This window comes from Nevskiales bacterium (genome assembly GCA_035574475.1).
In the GTDB taxonomy this organism is placed as follows: Bacteria; Pseudomonadota; Gammaproteobacteria; order Nevskiales; family DATLYR01; genus DATLYR01.
Window position 1 is genome coordinate 1 of the sequence record DATLYR010000050.1, and the last position, 12,142, is coordinate 12,142.

The 12,142-nt window shown below is 69.8% G+C and carries 12 protein-coding genes; 2 read left to right on the plus strand and 10 right to left on the minus strand.

Translation table 11 applies throughout. The features are described from left to right. The 10 genes from VNJ47_03105 to cutA all read right to left on the minus strand — a co-directional run. The coding region (locus VNJ47_03105) for a tetratricopeptide repeat protein (GenBank protein HXG27819.1) at positions 1-1,821 on the minus strand (1,821 nt) is incomplete at its 3' end. Next, positions 1,812-2,333 (minus strand): hypothetical protein, encoded by a 522-nt coding sequence (locus VNJ47_03110; GenBank protein ID HXG27820.1) that lies wholly within the window; start codon positions 2,331-2,333, stop codon positions 1,812-1,814. The genes VNJ47_03105 and VNJ47_03110, both read right to left, overlap by 10 nt. Before the next feature lie 4 nt (positions 2,334-2,337). Next, positions 2,338-4,239: a hypothetical protein gene (locus VNJ47_03115; GenBank protein ID HXG27821.1), complete on the minus strand. Its 1,902-nt coding sequence runs from the start codon at positions 4,237-4,239 to the stop codon at positions 2,338-2,340. A 49-nt stretch (positions 4,240-4,288) separates the two neighbouring features. After that, positions 4,289-5,182 carry a 50S ribosomal protein L11 methyltransferase gene (prmA, locus tag VNJ47_03120; GenBank protein HXG27822.1) on the minus strand — a complete coding sequence of 298 codons (894 nt, stop codon included), beginning with the start codon at positions 5,180-5,182 and terminating at the stop codon, positions 4,289-4,291. 112 nt (positions 5,183-5,294) lie between these two features. Then, positions 5,295-6,677 (minus strand): acetyl-CoA carboxylase biotin carboxylase subunit, encoded by a 1,383-nt coding sequence (gene accC / locus VNJ47_03125; GenBank protein ID HXG27823.1) that lies wholly within the window; start codon positions 6,675-6,677, stop codon positions 5,295-5,297. Between the two features lie 7 nt (positions 6,678-6,684). Continuing rightward, entirely contained in the window at positions 6,685-7,152 is a 468-nt protein-coding gene (accB, locus tag VNJ47_03130; protein ID HXG27824.1) for an acetyl-CoA carboxylase biotin carboxyl carrier protein, read from the minus strand. A gap of 130 nt (positions 7,153-7,282) precedes the next feature. After that, positions 7,283-7,726: a type II 3-dehydroquinate dehydratase gene (gene aroQ / locus VNJ47_03135; GenBank protein HXG27825.1), complete on the minus strand. Its 444-nt coding sequence runs from the start codon at positions 7,724-7,726 to the stop codon at positions 7,283-7,285. Between the two features lie 186 nt (positions 7,727-7,912). Further along, a complete protein-coding gene (locus VNJ47_03140) occupies positions 7,913-8,425 on the minus strand; it encodes a TlpA disulfide reductase family protein (GenBank protein HXG27826.1) in 513 nt (170 codons plus the stop codon). Further along, positions 8,422-10,194 (minus strand): protein-disulfide reductase DsbD, encoded by a 1,773-nt coding sequence (gene dsbD, locus VNJ47_03145; protein HXG27827.1) that lies wholly within the window; start codon positions 10,192-10,194, stop codon positions 8,422-8,424. Before dsbD ends, VNJ47_03140 begins: the two co-directional genes overlap by 4 nt. 7 nt (positions 10,195-10,201) lie before the next feature. Next, positions 10,202-10,525: a divalent-cation tolerance protein CutA gene (gene cutA, locus VNJ47_03150; protein HXG27828.1), complete on the minus strand. Its 324-nt coding sequence runs from the start codon at positions 10,523-10,525 to the stop codon at positions 10,202-10,204. A gap of 60 nt (positions 10,526-10,585) precedes the next feature. On the opposite strand from cutA, the gene VNJ47_03155 reads away from it, so the two are divergent. Beyond that, the gene (locus VNJ47_03155) at positions 10,586-11,923 is read left to right on the plus strand and encodes an MATE family efflux transporter (protein HXG27829.1); all 1,338 of its coding nucleotides are present in this window, start codon (positions 10,586-10,588) and stop codon (positions 11,921-11,923) included. A gap of 81 nt (positions 11,924-12,004) precedes the next feature. Next, positions 12,005-12,142, plus strand: a 138-nt coding sequence (locus VNJ47_03160; GenBank protein ID HXG27830.1) for a redoxin domain-containing protein, incomplete at its 3' end; no start/stop codon positions are given.

Consider the following 12,142-nt stretch of genomic DNA (forward strand, 5'->3'; position numbering starts at 1 on the left):
CACCGTCTCGCCGACGCGCAGGAACAGCTCGGCCGCCGCGCGCAGATCGCCGGCCTGCTTGCGCAGTTCAGCCTGACGGTAGAGGGACGCGGCCAGCGCACGCTCGAGGTCCACACGGCGCGGATCCCGCTCCGGTGCCAGTCGCAGCAGTGCGCGGTAGGCCGCCTCGGCCTCGGCGAAGCGCTCCTGCTGGAATTCCGCCGCCGCCAGCACCGCGCCGGCGCTGTAGCGCAGGCTGGCGGGCGGTTCCGGCACCAGCGCGAGCACGCGCCGGGCAAGCTCGGCGGCCTTGGGCAGCTCCTTCAGGTCCAGCAGCAGCTCGGCACTGCGGGTCAGTGCAGCCGCCTTTTCGGGATGTGCGGGATAACGCTCGGCCAGGCGCAGCGCGGCATCGATGAAGCTGCGATGCGCGGCCTGCCGCTGGGCACCCTCGGCCTGACTCGCGGCCTGCTGCCAGGACACGGTCAGGCCATAGGCGGCCGCGGCGCCGTCGGCGCCCGGGAAACGGCCGTAGGCCACGCGCTCGTATTCCTCGGCAGCGGCCGCGTACTGGCCGCTGCGGTATAGCTGCTCGGCCAGCTGGAAGCGCATGCGCGAGGATTCGGCAGACTCCGGCGCGGTCGCCAGCACCTCGCGGTAGCTGCGGATCGCCGTCTCGATGTCCTCGCGCCGCTGCGTGCGCTGCGCCTCGTTGAAGTAATACTCCGCGACCTCGCGGCGGAAGGTCTCGACCTTGGCGCGCACCGCCGGGTCGTCGGCCTGCGCGGCGAAGCGCTGCACGTAAGCCTCTTTGCCGGCCACGGCCTGGCTGGGAAAGTCGCCGCGCGCGTAGATCTCGATGGACTCGGCCATCATCGCCGCGGCGCGCGGGTGACGCGGATTGCGCTGAGCGAAGGCCTGCAGCGTGTGCGCGGCGTCGCTGTAGCGGCGCTGCTCCAGGTAGTGCCGCACCAGGCGATCCACCACCAGCAGCTCGTAGGGCCTGCCGGCGAGGCGCTGCAGCTCCGGCTGTACCGCCGTCGCCGGCCCCTGCGCGGCGTAGCTCAGGGCGATGCCGCGCAGGCTGTCTTCCAGCAGCTCGCGCTGCGCGCGCTCCAGCGCGCCAGTGTCCAGCGTGGGGCTGTCGGGCCCGTAGGCGCCGGGATGCCGCTCGAGCACGCGGTAGAAATTGGCCAGCGCCTCGGGATACTGCGCCTGCTTGTAGTGGCACCAGGCGAGCTTGTACAGCGCGGGCTCGTAGTAGGGCGACTTTTCGCCGTAGCGGTAGTGCAGCACATAGAAGCGCTCGGCCTCGCGATAGCGCTGCAGCGCGAACAGCACCTCGCCGCTGCGAAAGCGCGCCTCCTGCGCCTGCTCAGACTCCGGATAGCGGCGCAGGAAGGTCTCCAGCGTAGCCAGCGACTGCTCCAGCTGGCCATTGGCCTCGTAGGCGCGCGCCAGCTGGTAGAGGATGCGCTCGTCGCCGGTGGCGCTGGGCTGCTCGCGCAGGATGCGTTCGTAGATTTCGATCGACTTGGCCGGATCGCCGCCGGCGCCGGCGGTTTCCAGCTGCAGATCGGCGATGCGCTGTTGGGCAAGGCCGCTGGCGTCGTTGTCCGGTGCCAGTTCGACGAAGCGCTGGTAGTGCTGCACCGCCTCCTGCTGCGGATCCATGGGCGGTGCGCTGCTCTCCGGCAGTGGTTCCGCCGAGAGGGCCGGGTCCGACTGTTCCAGGCTGCCGATGTCCGGCCCGGCATCGGCCGGCTTCTGGCGCGGGGCGGGGCTGCAGGCGGCGAGCCCGCCGGCGAGCAGAGCCAGCAGCAGGGTGTGCCTCAGTCCCATTCGCGCACCGTCAGCTCGGTGTCGCCGGAGGCCAGCCGCTCCAGGCGCAACTCGATGGTCTTGGGTGCTTCGCCGCTGCGGAACGAGAGCTTGGCGGCGGGGCGCCGCTGGCCGCCGTCGCCGCGGGTACTGAGCTGTGCTTCCAGCACATGCCGGCCCGGCGCGAGGGTGCCGGCATAAAGCCGGTGCGCGCCGCCCTTGCGCAGCGCTTCCTGCTCGGCCGGCGTGTAGCTGTGCCGGGTGACGATTTCGTCGCCGAGCCTGATTTCGACCGACTCCGGTGCATCCCCGGCGCCGGCATCCAGCGACAGGAACACCGTCACGCTGTTTTCCTCTTCCCCGAGCTGCCGTTCCAGCAGCCACAGGTCGCGTGCGAGCTTGACCGACTCCAGCTTCAGCTCCTCGACGCGCCGTGCCAAGGCGCCGGTATCGGCCGCGGCCTCGGGTTCCGCGGCCGGCAGCGGGGCGGCCGCCAGGGCCAGCACGGCAAACAGCAGGGGGGTGGGGCGCATGTCCTTATTCTCCCGGTGATTCGGTCACGGCCGGATCGAGCAGACGCGCGAGCGAGAAACGCGCCTGCGCCAGATAGGTGTCGAGACGGGCCTGGTGGCGCGCGAGTTCGGCTAGGGTCATGTCGCGCAGAACCTGTTCCTGGCTGTCTTCGGCGGCCAGTACCTGGGCCTGCATCAGTTCCAGCCGGTTGCGCAGGCGCTGATATCGCTCGAAGGGTGTCTCCGATGTGTCGCTGCGCACGCGGCGTCGCGGGGGCGTCGGTGTTTCTGGCGCAAGGCGCTCCTCCGTGGCCGGTGCTGACGTCAGGGCGGGGGCTGCCTCGGCGGGCGGCATGAAGTCGAACACGCCGAAGTAGGTGATGCGCCGTTCGCCGGGCGACTGCGGGGCCGCCTCGACGGAGGCGACCAGCTCGTCCGCCGCTGCGGCGTCATCGGTCTCGGCCGTCGTCGCCGGCGCGTTCGTCGAGTCGGCGACGGTGAGGGCGCCGCCGTCGAGTCGCGTGGCCAGGTAATCGAGCCGCGGCTCCAGCGGTGTCAGCGTGCGCGCCAATGTCCGCAGCGCCTGCAGGTCACGCAGCGCAGCCTGGAACGGGTGGCTGGCGAACAGGGCGCCGAGGTACAGCCCGTCCTCCGGGCGCGGCAGGTTCCATGCTGACAACGCGGCACCGTCGGCGGCCGCGGACACGGGTGCCTCGCGCACCTGTTGCGCGGTACGCTCGAGCTGGCGCCGCTCGGTTTCGTACAGCCGGATAGCGTTGCGGTAGTGCTCGATCGCCAGCTCACGGCCCTTGAGCCGGGCGTAGGCATAAGGCACGGCCAGCAGCGCCTCCTGTACCGCGGGGTCGGCTGGGTTGCGACGGATCAGCGTCTGCCAGGGCACCAGCGCGCGCCGATAGCGCTCTGCTTCCGAGCCTGCGCCCGGAGCCTGTTCGAAGAACACGCGCGCCTTGAAAGTGCGTTCACGGTCGCAGGCGGCGCGCGGCGGGCGGCGCAGGATCAGCAGGCTTTCCGGCAGCACGCGCGCCGGGTCTTCCACACAACCGACCGGGCTCAGGTACAGGTTCTGCTGGCGTGTGCCGTCCGGGGCGAGTTCGGCCCAGCCGGCCCCCAGCAGCGCCAGGCTGGAGTGCGGGCCTTCCAGGCGCACCCGCTTGAACAGCGGCCGAGCGGTGGCGCCGTGATCCGCGCGCAGGAAGCCGTAACCCATCGCCAGGTTGGCGCGGTCGCGCAGGGCCTGCAGCTCCGCATCCGGCGCCGGCATGGTGCCGACACTGTCGAGCATACCGGCCCCCTGCAGCAGATCGCCGGCGCGCACCAGCGCTACGCCGACGTTGTAGCGCGTGTAGGGGTCCTGGTGCTGGATCGGCTGCCAGGCGTTGAGCAGCGCTACCGCCTCGGCGTTGCGGTTCAGCGCCATCAGGATCTGGGCCTGTAGCAGGGGCCGCTGCTGTTCCAGCTCATAGGGCAGCAGGCCGGTGGTGCGGGCCAGCGCGGCGTTGGCGCGTTCGTATTCGCCGCGTCGGTACCGCTGCTGCGCGAGTTCCCACCAGGCCTTGCCGCGCAGGCTGCCGACGCCGCTGCCGGTTGCGCGCTGCAGGCTGTCGGCAGCCTGGCCCGGCAGGGCGTAGTCGCGGTACAGCTGGCCCAGCAGGAGCTCTGCGGCGTTGCGCTCGCCATCGCGCAGCGATTCCTGCTGCTGCGCGGCCAGCAGGCTGCCCAGCGCCAGCAACGGCTGCGACTGATGGCGGTAGTACTCTGCTTCGCGGTAATAGGGGCTGGGCAGGCCGTCGCTGGCCGCGCGCAGCTGCGCCGGCGCGCCGATGCCGAGCACAAGCGCCAGGCACAGACCGTAGTTGGATGTCAGCAGACGGAACAACCGGGGAGTCACCACAAACGCTCGGGCCACGCAGACCCGCCGAGTATAGCCAGTCTGCCCGCGCCCGTGTGTGACGCGTTCAGCCTGGCGCCGGGTGGCTACGGCGCGTGCCGCTCAGGCGCAGCCAGCCGTCCTCGATCTGCGCCTGGGGCAAATCGAACCAGGGCGCGTAGGCGCAGCGCAGATCCTCGGCCTCGGCGGCGAGCAGGCCGGCCAGCACAAGCCCACCGCCCGGGCGCACACAGGCGGCGAAGCGTGGCGCCAGCGCCTTGAGCGGGCCGGAGAGGATGTTGGCCACGAGCAGGTCGGCGGGTGCGGGTGTGAAGGCTGCGGCCGGCATCGCCTGCACGCGCGCGGATACGCCATTGCGCTCGGCGTTGTCGCGCGTGGCCTGCACCGCCTGCGGGTCGATGTCCACGGCGCTGACGTGGCGCGCGCCCAGCAGGGCGGCCGCGACGGCGAGGATGCCGGAGCCGCAACCGTAGTCGATGACGGTCTTGCCGGCGAGATCGAGTGCATCGAGTGCGTTCAGGCACAGCGCGGTGCTGGGATGCGTGCCGGTGCCGAAGGCCAGTCCGGGATCGAGCTGCACGACCACGGCGTCGGCCTCGCTGACGTTATGGCCGCTCGGACAGATCCACAGGCGCCGGCCGAAGCGCATCGGCTTCAGGTCGGCCAGGCAGGCGCGGACCCAGTCGCGGTCGGCGAGCGTCTCGACGCGGAAACGCGGCGGCCGTTCGAGGCCGAGGCGCGCCTGCACGCCGAACAGGACGCTGGCGGGTTCGGTCGCCGCGGGGAACAGGCCGGTCACCCAGCAGCGCGCCCACAGCGGGGTTTCGCCGGGCAGCGGCTCGAACAGCTGTTCGCCTGTGGCGTTGGTCAGGGAAACCGACACGGCGCCGAGGGCGAGCAGCGCCTCTTCCAGCGCCTCGACATCGGCGTCAGCCTCGATTGCGATTTGCAGCCAGTCCAAGGGATCTTGCTTACTCGGGACAGCCGCACGGTCCCGCGAACCCGCGTGGCCATCCCTCGTCACGAGAAAACCGCGCCCGCATCAAGACCGCCCGGCCAGGCACGGCTTCTGGTCACCGCGGCACGTCGTCGTCCGACACGCTGGTCCCCGTCCAGTCGTGCAGCATGCGCTCCAGGTAGTGGATGTCGGTGCCGCCCTTGCGGAAGCCGGCGTCCTGCAGGATCTTGCGGTGCAGCGGCACGTTGGTGTGGATGCCCTCGACGATGATCTCGGACAGCGCCGTGCGCATGCGTGCCAGCGCCGAGGCGCGGCTGCTGCCGTGCGCGATCAGCTTGCCGATCATCGAGTCGTAGTAGGGCGGCACTGTGTAGCCGCTGTAGATGTGCGAATCCACGCGGATGCCGGGCCCGCCCGGCGCGTGATAGGTGGTGATGCGCCCGGGCGAGGGGATGAAGCTGCGGTGGTGCTCGGCGTTGATGCGGCACTCGATGGCGTGGCCGCGAATCTCGATCTCCTCCTGGCGGTAGGTCATGCCCAGACCGGCGGCGACCAGCAGCTGCTCCTTGACCAGGTCCACGCCGGTCACCAGCTCGGTCACCGGGTGCTCGACCTGGATGCGGGTGTTCATCTCGATGAAATAGAAGCGCCCGTTCTCGTACAGGAACTCGAAGGTGCCGGCGCCGCGGTACTGGATGCGTTTGCAGGCTTCCACGCACAGGCCGCCGATCTCGGCGCGCTGCGCGGGCGTGATGCCGGGTGCCGGGGATTCCTCCAGCACCTTCTGGTGGCGGCGCTGCATCGAGCAGTCGCGCTCGCCGAGGTGGATGGCGTTGCCGGCGCCGTCGCCCAGCACCTGGATCTCGATGTGGCGTGGCGTCTCCAGGAATTTCTCCAGGTACACGGCCGGGTTACTGAAGGCGGCCTGCGCCTCCTGCGAGGCCATGCGGATGGCTTCCATCAGACCTGATTCCTGATGCACGACGTGCATGCCGCGCCCGCCGCCGCCACCGACCGCCTTGATCAGCACCGGATAGCCGACCCGCGCCGCGATCTCGTGACAGCGCGCCGGGTCGTCCACCGGCAGCGGCCCGCCGGAGCCCGGCACGCAGGGCACGCCGGCCTCGGTCATGGCGCGGATCGCGGATACCTTGTCGCCCATCAGGCGGATGGTGTCGGCGCGCGGGCCGATGAAGATGAAGCCGCTCTTCTCGATGCTGTCGGCGAAGTCGGCGTTCTCGGACAGGAAGCCGTAGCCGGGATGGATGGCCGAGGCGCCGGTGACCTCGGCGGCGGCGATGATCTTGCTGACGTCGAGATAGCTCTTGGCGGCGGGTGGCGGGCCGATGCACACGGTCTCGTCGGCCAGCAGCACGTGCTTCTGCTCGCGGTCGGCGGTGGAATAGACCGCGACCGTCGAGATGCCCAGTTCGCGGCAGGCGCGCAGGATACGCAGCGCGATCTCGCCACGGTTGGCGATGAGGACTTTCTCGATCATGGGCGCGCTACGGCGTGATCACGAACAGCGGCTGGTCGTATTCGACCGGCTGCCCATTCTCGACCAGGATCTCGGATACCACGCCGGCGACCTCGGCCTCGATCTGGTTGAGCATCTTCATCGCCTCGATGATGCACAGCGTCTGGTCGGCCTGCACGCGCTGGCCCACTTCGACGAAGGGCTTGGCATCGGGTGAAGGCGCCCGGTAGAACGTGCCGACCATCGGCGAGCGCACGATATGCCCGCTGGGTTTGGCCGGCGCGGCAAGCGTCGCATCGCTCTTGGCCGCCGGCTCTGCAGGCGCGCTGCTGGCCGGCGGCAGGCTGGAGAGCATCGGCAACGGGCCGCTGAGGTTCACGCCGCCCTGCGGGAAGCGGCTGATGCGGACGGTTTCCTCGCCTTCCTTGATCTCCAGTTCGGCGACGCCGGATTCCTGCACCAGCTCGATCAATGCCCTGACTTTTCGAATATCCATGATCACTCCCGGTAGGACCGAAAGAGTCCGCAAATGAACGCAAATGAACGCGAATCAAGAACGCCCGACTCTCCAGAAAAGCAGGTTCCTGTCGGCGTTTTATCCGCGTTCATTCGCGGGCTCTTACTCTTTACTTCGCCTGCAGCTGCGCGAGCGCGGCCTGCAGGGCCAGTTCGTAGCCGAGCGCGCCCAGGCCGCAGATCACGCCCTGGGCGATGTCGGAAAAATACGAGTGGTGGCGAAACGACTCGCGCGCGTGCACGTTCGACAGGTGCACCTCGATGAACGGGATGGCGGCGGCCAGCAGGGCGTCGCGCAGCGCGACGCTGGTATGGGTGAAGGCGGCCGGGTTGATCAGGATGAAGGCCACGCCCTCGGCCTTGGCCTGGTGGATGCGCTCGATCAGTGGCGCTTCGCCGTTGCTCTGGAAGCTTTCCAGGCGGTGGCCGGCGGCGGCGGCCTGCGTGCCGAGCCGTGCCTCGATCTCGGCCAGCGTCTGGCGGCCATAGACATCGGGTTCACGGCTACCCAGCAGGTTCAGGTTGGGGCCGTTCAACAGCAAGATCGTGCTCAATCCTTAGGTTCCCTGCAGCTGGTAGTGCGCCCAAGCCAGTTCCTGGGGCAGGCGGGTAATGTACAGATGCCGCAGGTCCCCGACAAGATCGATGGAGATCGCCGCAAAATTAAACAGATGGTAGGTCCAGGCTCGGCCAGGTACGGGATAGGCCGTACGCCGGGCTCCAGAAAGCGTATGGTCGAGCTAAGGGGCCGGATCTTGCAAGAGTGGCTGCAGCAGCGGCTCGATCTCGGCGCGTTTCAGCTCGCCGGCCTTGCGAAAGACGATATGGCCCTTCCGGTCGATGAGCACGCTGTAGGGCAGGCGCGTGTCGCCGAAGGCTTCCTGCACGGCCAGCGTGGGCATGAGATCGGCAAAGACCGGGTAATTGATCTGCAGCTCGTCGGCAAAGCGGCGCACCGGCTCGGGGTCGTCGATCGCGGGGCCCAGCACCTGCAGGCCGCGCGCGCCATACTCGCGCTGCAGCGCAACCAGCATCGGGATCTCCTCGCGGCAGGGCTTGCACCACGGCGCCCAGAAATTGATCAGCACCACCTGCCCGTCCCATTCGGCCAGCGCGCGCGGCGCACCGTCCAGATCGCGCAGCGTGAAGTCGGGCCGGCGCTCGGGCGCAGACGGCCCTGCGAGCCGGTAGGCGCCGAAGCCGCCGGCGGCGGCCAGTGCAGCCAACAGCAGCCAGGGCAGGACGCGCTTCATCGGCCGTCCAGCCGGTGCAGGCGTGCGAGCAATCCGGCGCTGTCGGTTTCGCCGACCAGCCGCAGGTCACGGCGCTCCTGCCCGTCGGCGGCGAAGAACAGCAGCGTCGGCGGCCCGTACACGCCGAGCGCCTTGAGCAGCGCGCGATCCTGCACGTCGTTGGCGGTCACGTCCGCGCGCAACAGCAGGACATTGCCCAGCGCCGCGCGCACGGCCGGATCGCCGAACACCTCGTGCTCCATCTTCAGACAGGCGACGCACCAGTCGGCGTAGAAGTCCAACAGCACCGGCCGTTGCTGGCGCGCGGCCTCGGCCAGCAGCAACTCCAGGTCCTCGACGCTTTTCACCGGCAGGAACGCGGCACGGTCGGCCGGCTGGCCGGGCGATGGGCGGAACGCCTGCCAGGGCCGCAACGGATCCACGCCGCCGCGGACGGTGCCCCACAATAGCGCGGCGCCATAAACGATGGCTGCGGCGGCCAACACGAAACGCCACCGCTGCCCGCCTGCGCCGGCCAGCAGGTAAATCGCGAGCGACAGCGCCAGCAGCCCCCATAGCGTGGACGTAACCGGCAGGGGCAGGATGCGGCCCAGCATCCAAACCGCCACACCCAGCAGCATGAAGCCGAACAGATGCTTGACCAGATCCATCCAGCGCCCGGCGCGCGGCAGCAGTCCGCCCTCGACCACGCCCAGCGCCAGCAGCGGTGTGCCCATGCCCAGCCCCAGCGCGAACAGGGCGCTGCCGCCCAGCAGGGCGTCGCCCGTGTTGCCGATATAGAGCAAGGCACCGGCCAGCGGCGGCGCAATGCAGGGTCCTACGATCAGGGCCGAGAGGAAGCCCATCACGCCGGCGCCGGCGAGGCTGCCGCCACGTTGGCGGTTGCTCTGCTGTGACAGCCAGCTCTGCAGCGCCACCGGCAGCTGCAGCTGGAACAGCCCGAACATGGACAAGGCCAGCAGCACGAATACCACGCTGAAGCCGACGATGACGGCGGGGTGCTGCATCGCCGCCTGCAGGTTGGCGCCGGTCAGTCCGGCGACGATGCCGAACACGGTATAGGCCAGCGCCATGGCAAGCACGTACGCGGCCGACAGCGACAGCCCGCGCAGCGCGCTCACGCGCGCGCCGGCACCGGCTATGATGCCGGACAGGATCGGCAGCATCGGCAGCACGCAGGGCGTCAGCGCCAGCAGCAGGCCGAAGCCGAAGAACGCGAGCACCACCAGCAGCAGGCTGCGCTCGCCGATCAGCTGCGCCAGGCGGTCCTGCTCGCTGGGCAGCGCCACGGCGCCGGTGTCCGGGGCTGCCTGCGCCGCGGCGGCGGGCGCCAGCAGCGGCAGGGTGACGGTTTCGGGCGGGTAGCACAGACCGCGCTCGGCGCAGCCCTGGAAGCGCACCTCCAGCATCAGGCTGCCGTCGGTCGCGGCGCCGTTGACGATCGGCAGCAGCGCGTCGAGGCGGTGGTAGTAGGCCTCGATCTCGCCGAAGTACTCGTCGGTCTTGCGCAGGCCGTCCGGCAGCTGCGGCTCGCCCAGCGCCAGCCCCGACGCGTCCGCCAGGCGGAAGCGCAGCTGGTGGCGATACAGGTAATAGCCCTCGGCGATGTCCCAGTGCACGCGCACCGTCTGTGGATCGCGCAGCTCGGCGCTGATGACGAAGGCCTGTGACACGGGCAGGAACCTCTCCTCGCCCTGACGCGGGTCGAGCAGGCCGGCCGTGGCCGTGAACGGCAGCAGCAAGAGGGCCAGGGAGAGCAGGCGTCGCATGCGGGACTCAGCTGTTGTCGCGGACCCAGTCGAGGTAGGGCGCGAGGCCCGCCACCACTGGGACTGCGATCACTTCGGGAAGTTCATACGGATGCAGGCTGCGCACGGCGTCGGTGACGGCCGGCACCTGCAGGTCGCGCGTCTTGATCAGCAGCAGGCACTCGGCATCGTCCTGGACCTCGCCTTTCCAGCGGTAGATCGAGCGCAGGCCGGGGATGATGTTCACGCAGGCCGCGAGCCGCTGTTCCACCAGCGCGCGCGCGATGCGCTGCGCCGTGTCGGCATCGGGACAGGTGCAGTACAGCAGGCGGATGTCGGTGGATGAGTTCATGACGCGGCCGATCGCAAGCGTGTCAATGCTAACATGCGACCTGCTCGCGCAGATCTGACCGTGAATCCAAACTTCCGCACCGAGGCCGTCGCCTGCCTGCGCCTGGCCGGGCCGCTGATCCTGGCGCAGTTATCGTTCGTCGGCATGACCCTGACCGACACGATCCTGGCCGGCTGGCTCGGCGGCGAGGCCTTGTCCGCGGTCGCGATCGGCTGGAATCTGTGGACGCCGTTCTTCCTGTTCTTTCTGGGCATCTGCGCGGCGGTGTCGCCGATCGTCGCGCAGCAGGTGGGCTCGCGCACGGAGCCCGCGCTCACCGGCGGCTACCTGCGCCGCGCCCTGTCGCTGGCCCTGCTGCTGAGCCTGCTGTGGTGGGCGCTGCTCAACCTCAGTGCGCCAGCGATCGTCAGGCTGCTGGGCGTGACGCCGGAAACCGCGGCCCTGAGCCTGGACTACCTGCGCGCGCTGAGCTGGGGCGCGCCGGGGGCCTGCATCTTCTTCGTGCTGCGCTCGGCGAACGAAGGCATGGGCTACAGCCGGCCGGTCATGGTCTGCGGCCTGCTGGGCCTGGTCGCCAACGCACTGCTGGTCTATGCGCTGATGTTCGGCGCCTGGGGGCTGCCGGCGCTGGGCGTGGCCGGCGCCGGCTACGGCACGGCGATGGTCATGTGGCTGATGGCCGCCGGGCTCGCCGTATGGATGGGCAGCCATCCGCGCTATGCGGCGCTGCGGCTGCTGACGGGCCGCCGGCCGCGGCCGGCGAACGGCCTGCGCGAAACCCTGATGGTCGGCCTGCCGATCGGCACGGCGTTCGTGCTCGAGGTCGGCGTGTTCTCGCTGGTCGGCCTGTTGATGGCGCGTTTCAGTGCAGCGGCCGTGGCCGCGCACCAGGTCGCCATCACGTTTGCGGCCTTTACCTTCATGATGCCGGTCGGCATCGCCCTGGCCACCACCGCGCGCGTGGGGCAGGCGGCGGGCGCGCAGGACGCGGACGGCGTGCGGCTGCGGGGGCGGGTGGGCATCACGCTGGCGTTTGCCATCATGCTGCCGCCGGCGCTGCTCATGACGCTCGCGCCGCAGCTGATCGTCGCCGTTTATACCGATGATCCCGCCGTGAGCGCGCTGGCCGAGACGCTGCTGCGTCTGGCGGGGCTGTGGCAGATCTGGGATGGCCTGCAGGTCTCCGCGGCGGGCGCCCTGCGCGGCCTCAAGGACACACGCGTGACGATGCTGGTCTGTCTGCTGGCCTACTGGTGCGTGGCGCTGCCGCTCGGCGGGGCGCTCGCGTTTGCGCTGGAGATGGGTCCGACCGGACTGTGGTGGGGCCTGATTGCGGGCCTGATGGTGGCCGCCTTCGGGCTGAACCTGCGGTTCTATCTTCTGACTAAATCGGCATAAGGGCGCGGCTTGTCTTGAAAAGCGCGGGGTGCGGCGCGATAGTGGGACCTTCGTCACGCCGTACCCGACAAGGAGGCCACCATGACACTGCAACTGGGCGATACCGCGCCCGATTTCACCGCCGAAACGACCCAGGGCACGATCAGATTCCATGAGTGGATCGGCAACAGCTGGGCGGTACTGTTCTCGCACCCGAAGGACTTCACGCCGGTGTGCACC

What these genes read in the sequence shown, in the direction of transcription:
- VNJ47_03110 (HXG27820.1), bottom strand. Translation starts at nt 2,333, where the DNA reads ATGCGCCCCACCCCCCTGCTGTTTGCCGTGCTGGCCCTGGCGGCCGCC.
- accC (HXG27823.1), bottom strand. Translation starts at nt 6,677, where the DNA reads ATGATCGAGAAAGTCCTCATCGCCAACCGTGGCGAGATCGCGCTGCGT.
- accB (HXG27824.1), bottom strand. Translation starts at nt 7,152, where the DNA reads ATGGATATTCGAAAAGTCAGGGCATTGATCGAGCTGGTGCAGGAATCC.
- VNJ47_03140 (HXG27826.1), bottom strand. Translation starts at nt 8,425, where the DNA reads ATGAAGCGCGTCCTGCCCTGGCTGCTGTTGGCTGCACTGGCCGCCGCC.
- dsbD (HXG27827.1), bottom strand. Translation starts at nt 10,194, where the DNA reads ATGCGACGCCTGCTCTCCCTGGCCCTCTTGCTGCTGCCGTTCACGGCC.
- cutA (HXG27828.1), bottom strand. Translation starts at nt 10,525, where the DNA reads ATGAACTCATCCACCGACATCCGCCTGCTGTACTGCACCTGTCCCGAT.